22 protein-coding genes are annotated in these 19477 nt (G+C 41.9%); 19 read left to right on the top strand and 3 right to left on the bottom strand.

Annotated elements, in window-relative coordinates:
* Window positions 1-4 precede the first annotated feature (4 nt).
* On the top strand, window positions 5-1348 hold the full coding sequence (gene gcvPA / locus AC3IPL_RS06080) for an aminomethyl-transferring glycine dehydrogenase subunit GcvPA (RefSeq protein WP_489239811.1): 1344 nt from the start codon (window positions 5-7) through the stop codon (window positions 1346-1348).
* On the top strand, window positions 1341-2810 hold the full coding sequence (gcvPB, locus tag AC3IPL_RS06075) for an aminomethyl-transferring glycine dehydrogenase subunit GcvPB (RefSeq protein ID WP_489239810.1): 1470 nt from the start codon (window positions 1341-1343) through the stop codon (window positions 2808-2810). Before gcvPA ends, gcvPB begins: the two co-directional genes overlap by 8 nt.
* 39 nt (window positions 2811-2849) lie before the next feature.
* Here the strand turns inward: gcvPB and AC3IPL_RS06070 are convergent, their stop codons facing one another.
* Window positions 2850-3233, bottom strand: coding sequence for a rhodanese-like domain-containing protein (locus AC3IPL_RS06070; RefSeq protein WP_489239809.1), 384 nt, complete (start codon window positions 3231-3233; stop codon window positions 2850-2852).
* A 96-nt stretch (window positions 3234-3329) separates the two neighbouring features.
* On the opposite strand from AC3IPL_RS06070, the gene AC3IPL_RS06065 reads away from it, so the two are divergent.
* On the top strand, window positions 3330-4160 hold the full coding sequence (locus AC3IPL_RS06065; protein WP_489239808.1) for a lipoate--protein ligase family protein: 831 nt from the start codon (window positions 3330-3332) through the stop codon (window positions 4158-4160).
* Window positions 4161-4214: 54 nt separating this feature from the next.
* Here the strand turns inward: AC3IPL_RS06065 and AC3IPL_RS06060 are convergent, their stop codons facing one another.
* Window positions 4215-4802, bottom strand: coding sequence for a hypothetical protein (locus AC3IPL_RS06060; protein WP_489239806.1), 588 nt, complete (start codon window positions 4800-4802; stop codon window positions 4215-4217).
* 83 nt (window positions 4803-4885) lie between these two features.
* On the opposite strand from AC3IPL_RS06060, the gene AC3IPL_RS06055 reads away from it, so the two are divergent.
* From AC3IPL_RS06055 to AC3IPL_RS05985, 15 genes are all read left to right on the top strand, one after another.
* Complete coding sequence (locus tag AC3IPL_RS06055; RefSeq protein WP_489239805.1) at window positions 4886-5938, top strand: M24 family metallopeptidase; 1053 nt, start codon at window positions 4886-4888, stop codon at window positions 5936-5938.
* A 25-nt stretch (window positions 5939-5963) separates the two neighbouring features.
* Window positions 5964-6521 carry an elongation factor P gene (gene efp / locus AC3IPL_RS06050; RefSeq protein WP_489239804.1) on the top strand — a complete coding sequence of 186 codons (558 nt, stop codon included), beginning with the start codon at window positions 5964-5966 and terminating at the stop codon, window positions 6519-6521.
* Window positions 6522-6630: 109 nt separating this feature from the next.
* Window positions 6631-7053 carry an acetyl-CoA carboxylase biotin carboxyl carrier protein gene (gene accB, locus AC3IPL_RS06045; RefSeq protein WP_489239802.1) on the top strand — a complete coding sequence of 141 codons (423 nt, stop codon included), beginning with the start codon at window positions 6631-6633 and terminating at the stop codon, window positions 7051-7053.
* Window positions 7053-8402 carry an acetyl-CoA carboxylase biotin carboxylase subunit gene (accC, locus tag AC3IPL_RS06040; RefSeq protein ID WP_489239800.1) on the top strand — a complete coding sequence of 450 codons (1350 nt, stop codon included), beginning with the start codon at window positions 7053-7055 and terminating at the stop codon, window positions 8400-8402. The genes accB and accC overlap by 1 nt, the downstream gene beginning before the upstream one ends.
* A 195-nt stretch (window positions 8403-8597) precedes the next feature.
* Window positions 8598-8945 carry an Asp23/Gls24 family envelope stress response protein gene (locus tag AC3IPL_RS06035; protein ID WP_489239799.1) on the top strand — a complete coding sequence of 116 codons (348 nt, stop codon included), beginning with the start codon at window positions 8598-8600 and terminating at the stop codon, window positions 8943-8945.
* 41 nt (window positions 8946-8986) lie between these two features.
* A complete protein-coding gene (gene nusB, locus AC3IPL_RS06030; protein WP_489239797.1) occupies window positions 8987-9379 on the top strand; it encodes a transcription antitermination factor NusB in 393 nt (130 codons plus the stop codon).
* Window positions 9376-10716, top strand: coding sequence for an exodeoxyribonuclease VII large subunit (gene xseA, locus AC3IPL_RS06025; protein WP_489239795.1), 1341 nt, complete (start codon window positions 9376-9378; stop codon window positions 10714-10716). The genes nusB and xseA overlap by 4 nt, the downstream gene beginning before the upstream one ends.
* On the top strand, window positions 10709-10906 hold the full coding sequence (gene xseB, locus AC3IPL_RS06020) for an exodeoxyribonuclease VII small subunit (protein ID WP_489239793.1): 198 nt from the start codon (window positions 10709-10711) through the stop codon (window positions 10904-10906). Before xseA ends, xseB begins: the two co-directional genes overlap by 8 nt.
* Window positions 10896-11756 (top strand): polyprenyl synthetase family protein, encoded by an 861-nt coding sequence (locus AC3IPL_RS06015; RefSeq protein WP_489239791.1) that lies wholly within the window; start codon window positions 10896-10898, stop codon window positions 11754-11756. The genes xseB and AC3IPL_RS06015 overlap by 11 nt, the downstream gene beginning before the upstream one ends.
* Before the next feature lie 103 nt (window positions 11757-11859).
* The gene (dxs, locus tag AC3IPL_RS06010; protein WP_489239789.1) at window positions 11860-13752 is read left to right on the top strand and encodes a 1-deoxy-D-xylulose-5-phosphate synthase; all 1893 of its coding nucleotides are present in this window, start codon (window positions 11860-11862) and stop codon (window positions 13750-13752) included.
* Window positions 13733-14521, top strand: coding sequence for a TlyA family RNA methyltransferase (locus AC3IPL_RS06005; protein ID WP_489239787.1), 789 nt, complete (start codon window positions 13733-13735; stop codon window positions 14519-14521). The genes dxs and AC3IPL_RS06005 overlap by 20 nt, the downstream gene beginning before the upstream one ends.
* A gap of 105 nt (window positions 14522-14626) precedes the next feature.
* Window positions 14627-15079 carry a transcriptional regulator AhrC/ArgR gene (ahrC, locus tag AC3IPL_RS06000; protein WP_489239784.1) on the top strand — a complete coding sequence of 151 codons (453 nt, stop codon included), beginning with the start codon at window positions 14627-14629 and terminating at the stop codon, window positions 15077-15079.
* Window positions 15080-15092: 13 nt separating this feature from the next.
* Complete coding sequence (gene recN / locus AC3IPL_RS05995) at window positions 15093-16763, top strand: DNA repair protein RecN (protein ID WP_489239782.1); 1671 nt, start codon at window positions 15093-15095, stop codon at window positions 16761-16763.
* A 15-nt stretch (window positions 16764-16778) separates the two neighbouring features.
* Window positions 16779-17438: a response regulator gene (locus tag AC3IPL_RS05990; RefSeq protein ID WP_489239780.1), complete on the top strand. Its 660-nt coding sequence runs from the start codon at window positions 16779-16781 to the stop codon at window positions 17436-17438.
* Between the two features lie 3 nt (window positions 17439-17441).
* Complete coding sequence (locus tag AC3IPL_RS05985; RefSeq protein WP_489239778.1) at window positions 17442-18152, top strand: glycerophosphodiester phosphodiesterase; 711 nt, start codon at window positions 17442-17444, stop codon at window positions 18150-18152.
* A gap of 6 nt (window positions 18153-18158) precedes the next feature.
* On the opposite strand, the gene AC3IPL_RS05980 is transcribed toward AC3IPL_RS05985, so the two are convergent.
* Window positions 18159-18413 (bottom strand): DUF2627 domain-containing protein, encoded by a 255-nt coding sequence (locus tag AC3IPL_RS05980; RefSeq protein WP_489239777.1) that lies wholly within the window; start codon window positions 18411-18413, stop codon window positions 18159-18161.
* 93 nt (window positions 18414-18506) lie between these two features.
* Between AC3IPL_RS05980 and AC3IPL_RS05975 the strand changes: the two genes are divergently transcribed.
* On the top strand, window positions 18507-19397 hold the full coding sequence (locus tag AC3IPL_RS05975) for a bifunctional enoyl-CoA hydratase/phosphate acetyltransferase (RefSeq protein WP_489239775.1): 891 nt from the start codon (window positions 18507-18509) through the stop codon (window positions 19395-19397).
* Window positions 19398-19477: the final 80 nt, after the last annotated feature.

Raw genomic sequence — 19477 nt, 5'->3', positions numbered from 1 at the left:
GATTATGAGCCATCGTTATATTCCATTAACAGAAACTGATAAGAAGGAAATGCTGGAGACAATTGGCATTCAGTCAATCGACGAATTGTTTGCAGATATTCCTGAAAAAGTTCGTTTTGATCGTCCGCTTGATATCAAAGAGAGAAGATCGGAGACTGCTCTATTAAGAGAATTGTCTGCCCTTGCCAACAAAAATAAGACGAGTGAAACACATGCTTCATTCCTGGGCGCTGGTGTTTATGATCATTATATGCCGATTGTTGTTGACCATGTGATTTCTCGTTCAGAGTTCTATACAGCCTATACTCCTTACCAGCCAGAGATCTCTCAAGGTGAATTACAAGCCATCTTTGAATTCCAGACTATGATTGCTGAGCTGACAGGTATGGACGTAGCAAACTCTTCGATGTATGATGGCGGAACTTCTTTCGCTGAAGCGGCGATGCTTGCCTGCGGTCATACGCGTAAAAAGAAAATTGTTGTTTCTAAAGCGGTGAATGATGAGTCACGTGCTGTCCTTCAGACGTACGCTAAAGGTCAGAATTTGGAAGTTGTGGAAATCGACGTCAAAGATACGGTGACAGATTTAGACGCGCTTAAATCAGCTATCGATGAAGATACAGCATGTGTCATGGTTCAATATCCTAATTTCTTCGGCAGTATCGAGGATTTAGAGATCATTAAGTCCTACACAGAAGGCACTAAAGCGTTATTTATAGTATCTAGTAATCCTTTAGCACTTGGTTTATTAACCCCTCCAGGTGAATTTGGTGCTGATATCGTTGTCGGTGATGCACAGGTGTTCGGTATCCCTGCACAGTTAGGTGGACCTCACTGTGGTTACTTCGCTGCAACGAAAGCGTTAACTCGTAAAATGCCGGGACGTCTAGTCGGTCAGACGCATGATGACGAGGGTCAACGTGGTTTCGTTTTAACACTGCAGGCTCGTGAGCAACATATCCGCCGTGATAAAGCAACTTCCAATATCTGTTCTAACCAAGCACTGAATGCCCTGGCAGCTTCTGTAGCAATGAGTGCGTTAGGTAAAAATGGTGTCGTTGAAATGGCTGAACAGAACCTTTACAAAGCGAACTATATGAAAGACAGAATGATTGAAGCTGGATTCAATGTATTACCAGGTACTTCATTCAATGAGTTCGTCGTTAAATTCAATAAGCCGGTTCCTGAAATCAATGCCGAGCTCCTTGAAGAAGGATTTATCGGTGGTTATGATTTAGGTCGTATTGATGATAAATACGAAGGACACATGTTGATTGCTGTTACAGAGCTACGTACGAAAGAAGAAATCGATACATTCATTGAGAAAGTAGGTGCCTATAATGCTTAAGGGAGCAACTCCATTAATTTTCGAACGTTCTAAAGAAAATCGTTTCGCCTATTCATTACCCCCTCTTGAAGTAGAAGGAAAAAAAGTTGAAGATATACTGGACAGCAAGTTTATCCGTAAAGAAAAAGCGATGTTACCAGAAATTGCTGAACTTGACTTAATGCGCCACTACACAGAGCTTTCCAACAAGAACCACGGGGTTGATACAGGTTTTTATCCACTGGGTTCTTGTACAATGAAATACAATCCAAAAATCAACGAGCGTGTGGCTCGTATGGCTGGGTTCGCTCAGGCGCATCCTTTACAGGACGAAAAAACGATTCAAGGTTCCCTTGAAGTGATCTATGACTTACAGGAACACTTAAAAGAAATCACCGGGATGGATGAAGTGACACTGCAACCCGCTGCAGGTGCTCATGGTGAGTGGACAGCCCTGATGATGATCAGAGCTTATCACGAGGCAAATGGCGACCACGTACGGACAAAAGTCATCGTACCTGACTCTGCTCACGGTACCAATCCCGCTTCTGCTACAGTTGCAGGATTTGAGACAGTGACTGTTCAATCTAATGAACAAGGCTTAGTGGATATCGAAGACTTAAAACGCGTGGTAGGGCCTGATACAGCAGCTATTATGTTGACAAATCCGAACACATTAGGTCTTTTTGAAGAAGATATTCTAGAAATCCGTGAAATCGTACATGCGGCCGGCGGTAAATTATACTATGATGGTGCGAACTTAAATGCCATCATGAGTAAAGTACGTCCTGGTGATATGGGCTTTGATGCTGTACATTTAAACTTACACAAAACATTCACGGGTCCACACGGTGGCGGCGGCCCTGGTTCTGGTCCTGTCGGTGTAAAAGCAGATCTGATTCCATTCCTGCCGAAGCCACATATCGTTAAAGAAAATGATACATTTAAATTTGATTATGACCGTCCGCAATCTATCGGACGTGTTAAACCATTCTACGGTAACTTCGGTATCTACTTACGCGCCTACACTTATATCCGTACAATGGGCCCGGACGGCTTAAAAGAAGTATCAGAGACTGCTGTACTGAACGCAAACTACATGATGCGTCGCCTTCAGCCTTATTTCGAACTGCCGTATGACAGACATTGTAAACATGAATTCGTCATCAGCGGTGTCAGACAGAAGAAACTGGGCGTACGTACATTAGACATGGCGAAGAGACTGCTTGACTTTAACTTCCATCCACCAACCATTTACTTCCCACTTAACGTTGAGGAATGTATGATGATTGAACCGACTGAAACAGAATCTAAAGAAACACTCGATAAATTCTGTGACACAATGATTCAGATCGCTAAAGAAGCGGAAGAGAATCCGGATATCGTTTTAGAGGCGCCGCATCATACAGTTATCGGCCGCTTAGATGAAACGACAGCTGCTCGTAAGCCAATTCTTCGCTTTGAAGGAACAATCGAGAAGTAACAAAAAACTTCAATCCCTGAACCAGGGATTGAAGTTTTTTTAGTTCTTTGATTTAATTCGGCCGTTCCATTCTTTGTATCCGCCTTTTAGCATGAATAGATTGTTATAGCCCTTCTTTTTCAGCAATCTTGCTGCGCGGTAACATTGGATGCCGTTTTTATCAACGAAGTATATCGGTTGATCTTTACGCAGTCCAAGCATTCGTGTTCTGAAAATACTCATCGGGATGTTTCTTGCACCAACGATATGACCGTAGTCGTAGTCAGCTTTCTCTCTTAAATCAATCACTTGAGCACGTCGAAGTCCTGCTTGAAAGTCGTCTTGACTTAATTCAGTGACGGCTTTACGATTGATAGAGTAATTGACTGCGATGTAGACAATCAGCGCAAGAAGGATGAGACCAATGATAATCCAAGTATTCATTAACAATTCCTCCTATATTACATATTATTCATTATAAAGATTAAAAGTGTTGAATTCAAAGTAATTTTACCGAAACAACGCAGAAGGATGGTTGAAATGACAGAACAATGGTTATTTATAAACACTAAAAAGCAGAATCCGTACTTTAATATGGCACTCGATGAAGCTTTAATGAACTGGGTTTCCAGAGGAGAAATGAAACCGGTTGTCCGCTTTTATGGCTGGAGCCCTAAAACGTTATCAATCGGTTATTTTCAGAAGCTTGAAAAAGAGATTGATATTGATAAAGTGAAAGCCTCACATATTGGTCTTGTTCGCAGGGCTACTGGTGGGCGAGGGGTTTTGCATGATCATGAACTGACGTATTCAGTTATAGTGCCCGAGAGTCATCCCGCTATGCCGCAAACAGTCACTGAAGCGTATCGCGTGATTTCCACTGGGCTGCTGGAAGGATTTAAAAATTTAGGACTTGACGCTTATTTTGCAGTGCCGCGAACTGAGGAGCAGCGGGCAAAATTGAAAGACCCGAGAAGTTCAGTCTGTTTCGATGCACCTAGCTGGTATGAACTGGTCGTCGAAGGTCGTAAAATTGCAGGGAGCGCACAGACAAGGCAAAAAGGGGTGATATTGCAGCATGGCTCTATTCTACAGAAAATTGACGTAGATGAGTTGTTTGAATTGTTTAAGTACAAAAACGAACGGTTGATGATCAAGATGAAGCAGGCATTTCATGAAAAAGCAGTAGCGATCAATGATCTGACGGATCAAGAAGTGACAATTGAAGAGATGGAAGAAGCGTTTTACGAAGGGTTTCAGCAAGGATTAAACATCGAACTTCTTCCTTATGAATTGACGGATGAACAGTTGCAGGAAGTGCATGATATTTCGCAGAAGTATATGAGTGATGAGTGGACCTATCGAAGATAATTGATTGAAGATAGAACAAAACCGGGAACACGTCCCGGTAGTTCATTTGATCGGTCACTGGAATTGAATATGATCGATTTTATTGATGCCTTCATTTAATTCAGCACTACCTTCGTCAAATAATGGCTGGTCAGATTGAGTGTAAGCTTTGACGACTTTATTCATGCCAGATACAAATTCTTTGTCAGCAGAAGTGATTTGACTATGAATGTCCGAATATGATTGCGGAATAGTTTTGTCTTTCAGTTGTTCGTTAAATGTCTCTGAAGCATCTGTTACTTTCGTCTGTATCGCTTTCAGCTGTTCTTCAGTGACGGGATCTTCTTTGAGTTCTGCTGCCTTAGTGTCTATCGCTGAATATTCACTGAAAGCATCAGTCATAGCTTGAGTATAGGTATTGAAGTAATCAGCATAATTTTCGTTTGATACTGACGAGCTGTTACCATTATTCATCTCCAGTTCTTTATTTAATGCCGACAGTGTATTGTTGTTGGAGATGTTCTTCGTTTTTTCATCGCTGATTTTTTCATTGATTGTTTTGATTTCAGTCTGCAATTCTTTTTTCTGCTGCTGCAACTGCCCAGTTTCGTTGCTGCAGGCAGCGAGCAGCATTGTACTTATGATTAGTATTTTTTTGCACATAGGGGATCTCCTTATTCCGTATTTCTAAATCTATGGTAACATGAGTTTAAAGGAATTTAAAATACCAGGAAAAGAGGATTACAATGAAATTCGAAAAAGTCAAACAATTATTAGAAGATAAGAAACTTGATGCAGTGGTGATACTTTCACCTTACAATCGACGCTATTTATCTTTATTCACTGGATCAAGCGGTGCTCTTGTGTTGACGAAGGACCGCAGATTTCTTGTCACTGACTTCAGGTACACAGTCCAGGCAGGTGAACAGGCTGTGGATTTCGAAGTAGTGAAGCAGCAGGGGGCATTGCTGGATAGTATTGCTGAGTTAACAAATGAACTGGATATCAAGACGATTGGCTTTGAAGGGGATCTCATTACATATCAGCAGTATGCAGCGCTTTGCAGCATGATGGAACTTGTGGATATCAGCGGAGAAATCGAGAAGATCCGCATGATTAAAGAACCATTCGAATTGGAGCTGATTCAAAAAGCAGCTGACATTGCAGACCAGGCTTATGATCACATTCTTAAGTTTATCAGACCAGGCATGTCAGAGATGGAAGTGAACAATGAACTTGAAATGTTCATGAGAAAGAATGGTGCATCAGGCTCATCATTTGATACTATTGTTGCTTCTGGTCACCGCGGTGCTCTGCCCCATGGTGTTGCTTCTGAGAAAATCATCAATAAGGGTGAGATGGTGACTCTTGATTATGGTGCCATTTATCAAGGTTATATCTCAGATATCACACGTACATTTGCAGTTGGAGAACCGGTTGAAGAAATGAAAAGGATATATGATATTGTCTTGAAAGCACAAGTGACGGCCCTGGAAACAGTTAAGTCGGGGATGACCGGTGCACAAGCTGACGCCATCGCACGTGATATCATTGTGGACGCAGGATATGGAGACAACTTTGGCCATTCACTGGGACATGGTATCGGCCTTGAAGTTCATGAAGGTCCTGGGCTGTCCATGAAATCAGATATCACACTTGAAAAAAATATGTGTGTCACGCTTGAACCTGGTATCTATGTTGACGGTCTTGGCGGTGTGCGTATTGAAGATGATGTATTAGTCACTGAAGCAGGTCTAAAGCGCTTTACACATTCTACAAAAGACCTTATTATTTTATAGACAGCAAAATTAGGAGGATTATTAAATGATCTCAGTTAACGATTTTAAAACAGGATTGACTATTGAAGTGGATAATGGCATCTGGCGTGTCATCGAGTTCCAACATGTTAAACCGGGTAAAGGTGCAGCATTCGTCCGTTCAAAATTAAGAAACTTAAGAACAGGTGCTATCCAGGAAAAAACATTCCGTGCGGGTGAAAAAGTAGGACGCGCACAGATTGATAACCGTAAAATGCAGTATTTATATGCGAGCGGTGACGCTCACGTGTTTATGGACACTGAGACATATGATCAGACTGAAATTTCAGAATCAGCATTGACCCATGAATTGAAGTTCCTGAAAGAAAACATGGAAGTTCATATTCAGAGCTATGAAGGTGAAACACTTGGTGTTGAACTACCTAACACAGTAACGCTCGAAGTAACGGAAACAGAACCAGGAATCAAAGGAGATACAGCCCAAGGTGCGACTAAACAGGCGACAGTTGAGACTGGTTATTCATTGAACGTCCCATTGTTTGTCAACATCGGCGACAAACTGATCATCAATACAACAGATGGGTCCTATGTATCACGTGGATAATTTAAGACATGCTCAGAGCATGTCTTTTTTTTATACTTGAATTGGTCTGACCACTCAAGTAAAATGGGTTAAGTAGCTAGTACTAATATGAAGTATAAAGGAGAACATCATGAATTTTGAAGAACTAAAAGAAATGATAGCACTGCTCGATAATTCATCTTTGACGATGATTGAACTGGAAGAAGACAACCTTAAAATAAAACTTAAAAAAGAAACGATTGTTCAGAATACACCACCAGCACCACAAACTTCTGTTATACAGGAAGTACAGTCTCAAAAAGTAGAAGACGTTCCTGTGGGACGGACAATCAACGCGCCGATGGTAGGGACTTTTTATAAGTCACCGACTCCTGAAAGTGATGCCTACGTCAAAATAGGAGATAAAGTCACCGCTGAATCAATCGTATGTATTCTGGAAGCGATGAAGCTCTTCAACGAAATTCAGGCTGAACTCTCAGGAGAAATTGTTGAGATTCTTGTTGAAGATGGTCAAATGGTGGAATATGGTCAGCCTCTATTCCGGGTGAAGTAATGAAAAAAGTATTAATTGCTAATCGCGGTGAAATTGCTGTCCGTATCATTAGAGCATTAAAGGAATTAAATATCCATTCTGTAGCCATCTATTCAGAAGCAGACAAGGAGGCGCTTCATACTCAGCTTGCTGATGAAGCATATTGTGTCGGGCCGAAATATTCAAAGGATTCCTATTTGAACATTCCTAATATATTAGCGATAGCAAGTGCAACTGGCTGCGACGGCATACACCCGGGCTATGGTTTTCTTGCTGAGAATGCTGACTTCGCAGAAATGTGCGAAGCATGCAATATTAAATTTATCGGACCAAGTCATGAGTCCATTACAAAGATGGGCATTAAGGATTTAGCTAAGAAGGAAATGATTCAAGCCAATGTCCCGGTTGTTCCAGGAAGTGACGGACTTGTCGAAACGATAGAGATCGCTAAACAGGAAGCCGAAAAAATCGGCTACCCGATTATCATCAAAGCAACTGCAGGCGGTGGCGGCAAGGGGATTCGCATTGCTCGTAATGAAGAAGAGCTGATCAATGGTTACCGTATGACCGAGCAGGAAGCAGAAGTGGCATTCGGAAATAAAGGGCTCTATATCGAGAAGTTCATAGAGAATTTCCGGCATATAGAAATTCAAGTGCTGGCAGATGCCTATGGTCATGTCATTCATCTTGGTGAACGAGACTGTACCATTCAACGGCGTATGCAGAAACTAGTTGAAGAATCACCGAGCCCTGTGATCAGCGCAGAAACCCGAGAAGCGATGGGTCAGGCAGCTGTAAGAGCAGCTGAGACGGTGGATTATGAAGGCGCAGGGACTATTGAATTTATTTACGACCTGAATGAAGACCGCTATTACTTCATGGAAATGAATACGCGTATTCAAGTAGAGCATCCTGTCACTGAAATGGTAACGGGCATCGATCTGGTGAAATGGCAGATTCGCATTGCTTCAGGCGAAAAACTCGATATTCAGCAGGAGGATGTTGATTTTAAAGGACACGCGATGGAACTTAGAATCAATGCTGAAAATCCACTGAAGAACTTTATGCCGTCAGCTGGTCAGATCACTCAATATTTAGTTCCGGGCGGCTACGGGGTAAGAGTGGACTCTGCGTGTTATAATCAGTATACGATTCCTCCTTACTATGACTCGATGGTCGCGAAACTGATTGTCTTCCAGCCGACTCGTGAAGAAGCGATCAGCTGTGCCTTACGAGCGCTGGATGAATATATCATTCACGGTATCGATACAACGATTCCATTCCATCAGGCGCTGCTCAAGCATCCTGTATTTCTAAGTAAAGACTACAGTACTAATTTTCTTGAAGAGAATGAACTTCAATACGATTGATGTTGATAAAATAGGTTATATCAGCAGATAAAACGGAGATCCAGAAAAATCTGGATCTCCGTTTTTTATATGGCAGAATCCACTATCCATGAGATTTATAGATTTGTTATTTGATTCATCAATTCTATTCAATCTAGTTAATATTACAGCGGATTAATGGTATGATAGATGTACTATACGATGGGAGGCAATATCATGGTTGAAACGATGTCTAAACAGAACTTAGGTACAGTAGAAATTTCGCCTAACGTTATTGAAGTGATCGCTAACATCGCTGTCAGCGAAGTCAAAGGTGTAACACTGTTACAAAAAAATAAATCCCTCGATAAATTAGGTGTTAAAAATGCCCGAGGTGTCAATGTTGAAATAAAAGATGAAGATATCTATATAGATGCTTACTGTACGTTTGATTATGGAACTACTATATCAGCGACAGCAAAGCAGGTGCAGCAGAACATTAAGTATGCACTTGAAAACATGACTGCATTGAATCCAAAACAAATCAATGTCCATATCATCAATATTAAATTTAAAGACAACTAAGAGGATGCATGCATCCTCTCAATTTTTGAAGGAGAACAATTATGAGTCGTAGCGAATCAAGAGAACTAGCATTAAAAGTATTATTTCAGATGGAAACAAAAGAACCTATTACATTAACAGAGGCAAAATCATTTGTCCTGGAACCGAATGAACGTGATTCCTTTATGGAGAGTATTGCTGAAGGTGTGAAAGAGCATCAGCAAGCACTTGACGATGCGATTAGACCGCACTTGAAGCAGTGGACGTTAGAGCGTCTCAGCAAAGTTGACCGACTGATTCTTCGCATGTCAGTATTTGAAGTGCTCTACACGGATGTGCCTGAAAAAGTGGCAGTCAATGAAGCGGTCAATCTTGCCAAAACTTACGGGGATGATGACAGCTATAAATTCATCAATGGTGTATTAAGCGAAGTCATCAAACAGAAGTTGCAATGACCGAATATTTATCCATCAGTGCGCTCACTAAGTACATCAAGGCAAAATTTGACCGGGATCCTTATTTGGAGCATGTGTTTATCAAAGGTGAACTATCTAACGTCAAGCATCATTCAAGCGGCCATCTTTATTTCGCTCTGAAAGATGGTGGAGCCGTGATGAATGGCATGATGTTCAAAAGAGATGCCGCTAAAATCAGCTTCACGCCAAAAGAGGGAGACCAAGTTCTGATTACAGGTCGAGTCTCTGTATATGAAGGGCGGGGCAGCTATCAGCTCTACGTCAATGATATGTCGCTTGATGGGGTCGGTCAGCTCTACGAAAGGTTCGAGGCATTGAAAAAGGAACTTGAATCAAAAGGGTACTTTAACCCGGCGCATAAGAAAAAACTGCCTAAGTATCCCGCAAGTATTGCGGTTCTTACGGCTTCTACAGGTGCCGCTATACGCGATATAGAATCTACACTCAATAGACGGTACCCACTGGCAGACGTCCATTATATTTCAACGTTGGTGCAGGGTGCAGGCGCCGTTGACAACATCGTCAAAAACATCAAGCAGGCAGATTCAATGAATGTTGATGTCATTATTGTCGGTCGTGGTGGTGGCTCGATAGAAGATCTATGGGCATTTAATGAACGTGACGTCGTACAGGCCATCTACGAAGCGGACACTCCGATTATTTCAGCGGTCGGCCATGAAACGGATACGACGTTGAGTGATTTTGCTGCTGATTTAAGAGCCCCTACGCCTACAGGTGCTGCAGTCATGGCGGTCCCGGACCAGTTTGAGCTGATGAATCAGCTCAAATCGACTGATGTTTTTCTAAGGCAGCAGTTGACGCAGCGACTGAAATATGAAAATCAACGACTGCAGCGGCTCAGCGGGCATCCGATCTTCCGGAATCCGAATCTGCTGATTGAGCAGCAGGTGCAGCGTAAAGATGAAATTGAACAGAGAATGTTCTATTTACTTAAAGACAAGTTTGCTGAAAGCAGTGCGCGTTTTGTTCGTCTTGACAGCAGACTGTCTAAAGAACGACTTGCTTCGCAAATTGAAATGAACAGCCGGCGTTTGTCACAGCTTAACGTGCAGCTGGAACGCGCTGTTCATAGACAGCTGCAAAGCTTAACTCAGTCTCTTGAATTCCAGCATAAGCTGCTTGCAAGTCTCAATCCAGTGGGGATACTGGAGAGAGGCTATAGTATCGTCAGAACAGCCGAGGGAATTGTTAGTAGTATAGACGACGTGAAGCTTTCAGACGCAATAGAAATTCAAGTTTCCGATGGTCAAATTAGTGCCGTTGTGGAAGCATTGAAGGAGGATCGAAATGGCTAAAAACTTTGAATCAATGATGACAGAGCTTGAAGAAATTGTTAACAAGCTGGATAATGATAAAGTTTCTCTTGAGGAATCGATCAAACTGTACGAAGAAGGCATTAAGTTGTCCAAAGCATGTCAGACACAGTTGACTGAAGCTGAAAAGAAAATCAATCAAGTCAGTTCAGAGGTAAAAGATGAATCTTAAATTAATAGAGCTGGTCGATAACTATTTAAAGCAGATATATAACGAGCCACTGGACCATGTACTCGATGAATCCATACAGTATTCGTTGATGGCAGGCGGCAAGCGTATACGTCCCGTGCTTCTTCTGACCACGCTTGAAATGTTTGGACAAGAGACGCGGACTGGGCTGTCAACAGCGGCAGCTATAGAGATGATTCATACTTACTCATTGATTCACGATGACCTGCCGGCAATGGATGATGATGATTACCGGAGAGGTCAGCTGACGAATCACAAAGTATATGGTGAAGCAACAGCCATTCTTGCCGGTGACGGCTTACTGACTGACAGTTTCTTACAGCTGACGAATGATGATACGTTATCAGCTGATACTATAGTGCAGCTTGTTCGATTGATTGCAGAAGCAGCGGGCAGCCGTGGTATGGTCGGCGGGCAGATGCTCGATATGTCAGCAGAAAACAAGCAGTTATCTCTTGCTGAAATGGAAACCGTTCATGCGCATAAAACCGGCGACCTGATCAGATGCTGCTTTTTAAGCGCGGGAATCATTGCCGGACTTCATGCTGATGCCATGAAGAAACTGGATTCATTAGGCAGCAAGGTTGGATTACTGTTTCAGATCAAAGATGATATTCTCGATGTAGAAGGTAATCTCGAAGAAATGGGTAAAAGTGCAGGAAGTGATGCGCTGAACGATAAATCGACTTATGTCACTTTACTTGGGCTGGATGTGGCTAAACAGACGATGAATGAGGTTTACGAGCAGTCTGTCCGACTGGTTGACGAACTGACAGACAATGGTGCTGCTATGAAACAACTTCTTGATTATATTGTTACACGGACGAAGTAAATGGACGATGGATCAAAAAGCCCTAGTGGCTTTTTTTGTTCATATAGACGTGTAATGCTATAATGAAAATTAATTAATTATTTAGACTGTAGGTGGAACTCAAATGGATGTTTCGAAAATTAAAAATCCATCAGAAATTCAAAATCTCTCAGAACACGAACTTGTTCAGTTAAGTGAAGACATTAGAACGTTCTTAATTGAAAAGTGTGCAGTAACTGGTGGACATATCGGTGCCAACTTAGGAGTCGTTGAACTGACGATTGCGCTTCATAAACATTTTAACAGCCCTGAAGACAAATTGATTTTTGATGTCGGTCATCAGGCGTATATTCATAAGATTTTGACTGGCAGAGGAGAACAGTTCGATCAGCTGCGTCAACATAATGGTTTAAGTGGTTTTCCTAAAAGATCGGAAAGTGAGCATGACGTCTGGGAGGCGGGACATAGTTCGACGTCGTTGTCTGCAGCTATGGGGATGGCTAAAGCGCGGGATATTATGGGAGAACATTATCATGTAGTCCCTGTCATTGGTGACGGGGCATTGACAGGCGGTATGGCACTTGAAGCATTAAATCATATCGGACATGACCGCACGAATATGACGATTATTCTAAATGACAATGAAATGAGTATTGCGCCGAACGTTGGGGCGATGCATAATATGTTCGGTCGACTGCGGACGAATCAAAACTATAACCGCGCTAAAGTAGATATCGATGGCTTCTTAAGCAAACTACCGGGCGGACTGAAATTGAGAGATTCAGCAGATAGAATTAAAGACAGCTTGAAATATCTAGTGGTCTCAGGTGTATTTTTTGAGGAGCTCGGCATCAAATATGTCGGTCCCGTTGATGGTCATAACTTCAAAGAACTGGATGAAGCTATCGAAACATCTAAAAGAATCAACGGTCCGGTCATCATTCATGTCATCACTAAAAAAGGAAAAGGTTACAGGCCGGCAGAGAACGACAAAATTGGGACATGGCACGGTCTTGGACCTTATAAACTCGATACAGGTGAACAGCTTGGCGGTAAAGCAGCAGCACCTTCATGGAGTCAATTGATGAGTGACGCAGTGCTCGAACTTGCGAAACATGACAAACGCATCGTTGCCATCACGCCGGCGATGCCTGTCGGTAGTAAACTGACGAAGTTTCAGCAGCAACTTCCGCAGCAGTTCTTTGATGTCGGGATTGCTGAACAGCATGCTGTAACCATGGCAGGAGGACTTGCTGCCAATGGAATGAAGCCTTATGTGGCAATTTATTCTACGTTCTTACAGCGTGCGTATGACCAGTTGCTGCATGATATTGACCGTCAAAATCTTGATGTCGTATTTGGTATCGACCGTTCCGGCTTAGTCGGAGCTGACGGCGAAACCCATCAAGGGGTGTTTGATATTTCATTTCTGAGCCATCTGCCGAATATGACTGTGATGATGCCAAAAGATGAAGACGAGGCAGGTAAAATGGTCTATAGTGCCTTTCATTCATATTCTGGGCCGATTGCGATACGTTATCCAAGAGGAAACGGGGTCGGTGTAGAGGTTACGGACCCAACTGCCGGCATTCCTTACGGCAAATGGGAAGTACTGCGCGAAGGCAAGGATGCTGTTGTTCTGTCATTCGGACCGACACTACAGATGCTGCTGGAAGCTCAGGAGACACTTCTTAAAGAAGGCATTAATCTAGAAGTGGTCAATGCAAGATTTATCAAACCTATGGATACAGACTATCTCGATTCACTAGCAAAGAGAAATATTCCTGTTCTGACCGTAGAGGAGTCGATGCTTACTGGGGGATTCGGTTCAATGGTGGTCAGTTATTTTAACGATCACCAGCAATCCGTTGATGTCAAACGACTGGGTATCGACAACGAATATATCGAGCAGGGTGACGTCGATATGCTGTTGCAGGATATCGGATTGACTACCGCTCATATTGTAGATGAAGTGAAACAGCTGATAGGTAAAACGGATGAAGAAACAGCGAATTGACGAGTGGCTGGTCGATCATGAATATTTTGAAACGACAGACGAAGCGAAACGTTATATCATGGCGGGAAAAGTATTCAATGAACATGAACGCCTTCATTCGGCTGCTGAAAAAATTAATCCTGAGACCGTTAAAATTAGAGTCAAAGGGTTAAATAAGAAATATGTCAGCCGTGGAGGGTATAAGCTTGAAAAAGCGCTTCAGACGTTCGACCTCAATATAACCGGCAGCATCCATGTTGACATTGGTTCTTCTACTGGAGGATTCACTGATTGTGCACTGCAAAATGGTGCGGTGAAAAGTTATGCCATCGATGTAGGAACCAATCAACTGGCCTATGAACTACGAATTGATCCACGAGTGACTGTGATGGAGCAGACGAATTTCAGATATGTGACGATAGAGCAATTTAATCCACAGCCTGATTTTGCTACGATTGATGTCAGTTTCATCTCACTTGCGCTGATTTTTCCGACATTAAAAACAATCTTACGTGAACAGTCGAGAATTGTGGCATTAATTAAGCCGCAGTTTGAGGCAGAGCGCCATGAAGTAGGTGACAAAGGGATTGTCACGGACACTCATGTCCATCACAAAGTCATCCGAAAAGTCATTCATTACGCTCAGCAGCAGCAGTTGTCGCCGCTTGGTTTGACGACATCTCCCATCAAAGGGGCGACCGGTAATACGGAGTATTTAATTTATTTAACGAATGACGCAGCAGCTTCATCAATCAGTGATGATATGATTGCGCAAGTCGTTGCAGAATAAACAGTAGAAAGACCGTTTGATTGATCAATTAAACGGTTTTTTTGTTAGGCAAATATTTGTTTTTATGCTACGATTATTGTATAAATATACAATTGGGGGATGAACATGGCGAATAAGACGATGAGGCAGATCAAAATTCGAGAAATTATATCTAGCCAGCAGATTGAGACTCAGGAAGAACTGGTTGAAAAATTAAATGAATTTAATCTCAATGTGACTCAGGCGACGATTTCCAGAGACATTAAGGAACTGCAGTTGATAAAAGTACCAACGCCGAGCGGTCAATACATCTATAGTCTGCCGAGAGACCGAAAATATCATCCACTTGATAAGCTCGGCCGCTATTTAATGGATTCTTTCGTAAAGCTTGAAGGAACAGGGAATCTGCTTGTCTTAAAGACGCTCCCAGGAAATGCACAATCCATCGGTGCTATACTTGATCAGCTCGAATGGGAAGAGATTTTAGGGACCATCTGCGGCGACGATACTTGTCTGATCATTTGTAAAGATGAAGATTCAGGTAAATTGGTGACGGAACGCTTATTCAATATGCTTTAACTGGAGGCAGAATATGTTACAGACATTGTCAATAAGACAGTTTGCAATTATTGACCAGCTTGATATTGAACTGAAAGAAGGATTGACGGTTCTTTCCGGTGAGACAGGGGCAGGGAAATCGATTATCATAGATGCCATTTCGCAGCTGATCGGTGCACGTGCGAGTCAGAATCTTGTAAGACACGGGGAAGATAAAGCGATCGTCGAAGGTGTATTCGATATAGACAATAATCCCGCAGTTCAGCAGATGCTGGAAGATAAAGGAATTGAGCTTGATGACTTCATGATCGTCAAACGTGAAATCATGAAGACAGGTAAAAGTTTATGCCGCATCAATAATCAGACTGTGACGCTCAATGAATTAAGAACAATGATGCAGGAACTGCTGGATATTCATGGACAGCATGAAACTCAGCATTTATTAAAACCTAAATATCATTTAGCACTGCTCGATGATTATTCCAAAGGCCGTTACTCGAATATTAAGCAGAAATATGAAACATTATACCAGGAATACAAAGAGAAGCAGGATGAACTGAAAAAGCTTGAGCAAAAAGATGAATCACTGCTGCAGCGACTGGATCTGATTAAATTTCAGCATAACGAATTGTCAAAAGCAAAGCTGGTCAATGGTGAAAAGGACTCAATGACAGAAGATATCAATCGTTTAAGAAACTTTGAAAAGCTGAATTTTGAATTGACTAAAGCAGTCGGTTATCTTTCGGAAGAGGATAATATACTCGATAAGCTGTTTGATTTTACAGAGTCACTAAAAGAAATTGATGATATTCTGCCGGGGCAGTATACACAGCTCGTTGAAGAGACACAAAACACGTTCTATCTGCTGGAAGATGCAAAACATCGACTTCATGATGAAATGACGGGGAATGACTACGACGAACAGACATTGAATGAACTGGAAGAACGCATGAACTTAATTCAGCAGCTGGAACGTAAATATGGAATGGATCATAGTGAACTGATTCAGCATATTGAAAAACTTGAAACAGAAATCAATCAGATTGAAAATCTTGAAGAAAGTACGTCCCAGTTGAGAGCAGAAATCGATCAGCTTTACAAGCAGGTCATTAAAGTAGGGAATGACTTATCAAAAGAAAGAAGAAAAGATGCGCTTCAGTTACGTAATGACATACTTGATGAGATTCATCATTTAGAGATGAAAAGTGCCAACTTTGAATTTGCATTCACGAAAACGGAACCGACTGCAGATGGATTGGAAACAATGGAGTTCATGATCAGTCCCAACAAAGGTGAACCTTTAAAATCACTTTATAAGATTGCTTCTGGTGGAGAACTGTCAAGAATTATGCTGGCACTGAAAAGTATTTTTGCTGAGAATAAAGGACAGACAGCTATTTTATTTGATGAAGTCGATACCGGCGTTTCAGGACGGGTTGCACAGAAAATGGCTGAAAAGATGAAGATGATCGCTGAGCATATGCAGGTCATCTGTATCTCTCACTTGCCGCAAGTAGCTGCCATCAGCGATCATCATCTCTATATCGAGAAAAATGAACGCGATGAGCGTACTGTAACATCTGTCACTGAACTGACAGGTGATGCTAAAATCAATGAAGTAGCGCGTATGATTTCAGGTGTAGAAGTGACTCCGTTAACTCTGGAACATGCTGCTGAACTCATTGCCCAGAATAAAGCAAAATAATAAGGGGATGACTTGATGGCTGTGAAGGTTGCTATCGTCGAGGACTCAGAAGAACTAGCAATGACAGTTAAACAACATCTGTCTGGTCAAGGGATGATCATAACAGGCGTTGCGAACAATGGTATGGATGGCCGCAGACTCATTGAAGAAGCCAATTTTGATGTACTGCTGCTGGATTTGATTCTGCCAAATATCGATGGATTGACACTCGTCAAAAACTACATGCCGTTGGATAGAACATACAAGGTCATCTGTTTTTCAGCGTTCGGCAAAGAATCAGTGCTTGCAGAGGCGACGGCTCTTGGTGTAGATTATTTCTTGATTAAACCAGTGAATCTGGAAGTCATCCAGCAGACTATAGAACGATTATGTCAACCTGCATCATCAGCTGAGCCGATGATTGCTGAATGGTTTTCTACTAAACTTAAAGGAACTCATTATATTTATGATGCGTTGGTTATTCTCAATAAAGAGCCGGACAAAATTGAACATTTGACTGGAACACTTTATCCTGAAATAGCGGAAATTAACAGAGTTAATACGGCGAGTGTGGAACGCGCTATTCGTCATTCAATAGACAAAGCATGGAAACAAGGATTTGAGCAGAAATGGCAGTCAGAAGGGCGATATACTAAGCCGACTGTTGGAGAACTGCTTGAATTTCTCATGAGGTGACGTATGGTCAAAGTATTCGCGCATCGCGGCTATAAGAAAAAGTTTCCGGAGAATACGATGCTGGCGTTTCAAAAAGCAATTGAATACGGAGCAGATGGTATTGAGCTTGATGTGCATCTGTCAAAAGATCATCATCTTGTGGTCATTCATGATGAGACGCTTGACCGGACGACTCATCGGTCAGGTGTGGTAAGTCAATTAACACTGGCAGAAATCCGTCAGGCGAAAATCAGAGCGGGCTTTATGAAATATGAGCGCGTACCGCTTCTAAAAGAAGTGCTCGAGCTCATAAAGGATACAGCAGTTGAACTCAACATAGAAATTAAAGGTCGAACAGATGGGATTCTTGAAGCACAGTTGATGGCGCTGTTATCACAGTTTGACTTGAATGACCGTGTCATCATATCAAGCTTTGAACTCACATCTATTCAGAAGGTCAAACAGTTAAGTCCGGCGATAGAGACCGCTTATCTCTATTCAAAGTATAAAGATCAACCATGGCTGTTGACCGCTGACTATTTATTCGACGGTATACATACGAACACATACTACATCTCAAAGGATTTCACAAGTAAAATTGCTGCAGAAGGGCTGAATGTCCGCATGTATACGATCAATCGTGAGAACGATATTAAGTACTGGCTTGATTCTGGTATTGACGCCATTATTACAGACGATGTTGAACTGGCTTTAAAAACAAAAAAATTCATCTGACAGAGCTTATTTTCTGCTCTTGTCGATGAATTTTTTTTGTACACGTTCTGTTCGCTTTTCCATATGCAGGATATAACCACCAACGAACGCAATTCCGGCGACTGCCAGAATTAATCCAATTACGAACTGCAGCCAGATAAACTGTAGTTCAGGCACTAGGACGCCGAACACAGCATCTCTCATCCATTTGATTCCAAGTCCCGCTAAATAGATCGGGATGACTAATATAAGTAGAGCTATTATTTTTTGCAAGTTAATCACCTTGAATCATTATAGCCCAATCCGTAGTTTCTTTACAAATTAAATTGATAACTTGTACAAATTAGTTACAATATAAGAGAAAGGGTGAGATAAATGCAGTTTAACGATATTTTAAGGACAGGTAAGACAGTCAACAAAGTCGTTTCTGTCTGTCAGGCGGCAGATGTTGATGTCATAAAAGCCGTATGCAGAGCATTAGCAGAAACTGAAGCTACCTTTAGATTATACGGAGATGAAACACAGATTAGAGCACTGCTGGAACAGGAGCATCAAGTGATTGATCATCGAATTGATATTCGGCATACGCTGTCTGAACAGCAATCAGTTGAACGTTCTGTCAGATCTGTCGCACAGGGTGAAGCACATGTGTTAATGAAAGGTCTCGTAGCAACACCCGTGATCTTAAAAGAAGTGCTCAAAAAAGACTACCGGTTGACGACTGGAAGAAAACTCAGTCATCTTGCTTTCTTTAATATTCCGGCCTATCACAAAATGCTGATGGTTACGGATGCGGGTATGAATATCAGTCCAACACTTGATGAGAAGATAGATATCATCAATAATGCATTAATCACAGCTGCTCAACTCGGTTATGACCAGCCGAAAGTGGCATTGATTTCTGCCATCGAGCTCATCAACCCTAAAATGCAGTCGACTGTTGATGCAGCTTTGATTTCACACATGAATCAGAGAAAGCAGATTACTGGAGGTATCATTGATGGTCCGTTCGCTCTTGACAATGCAATCAACAAAGAAGCAGCCTTACATAAAGGGCTGACGTCAGAAGTAGCAGGTGACGCCGATATATTGATGATGCCTCAGATTGAAGCGGGAAATGTCTTGTATAAGTCACTGACTTATCTCGCTGGAGCAGACGTGGCGAGTATGGTAGTAGGTGCTAAAATTCCAATTATATTATCTTCCAGAGCAGATAAATCGAGCGATAAGTACCATTCAATAGCCCTTGCTTTGAGTACATTATAATTATTATTATAATATAATTTATATCATCTTAGAGAATAATATATTTTTTATGAGAATCAGTATTGAAAGCGCTTTATCGG

This window comes from Macrococcus sp. GL_134 (genome assembly GCF_057834705.1).
Note: the sequence above shows the minus strand (reverse complement) of the source record. Positions and strands in the feature narration are given on the sequence as shown.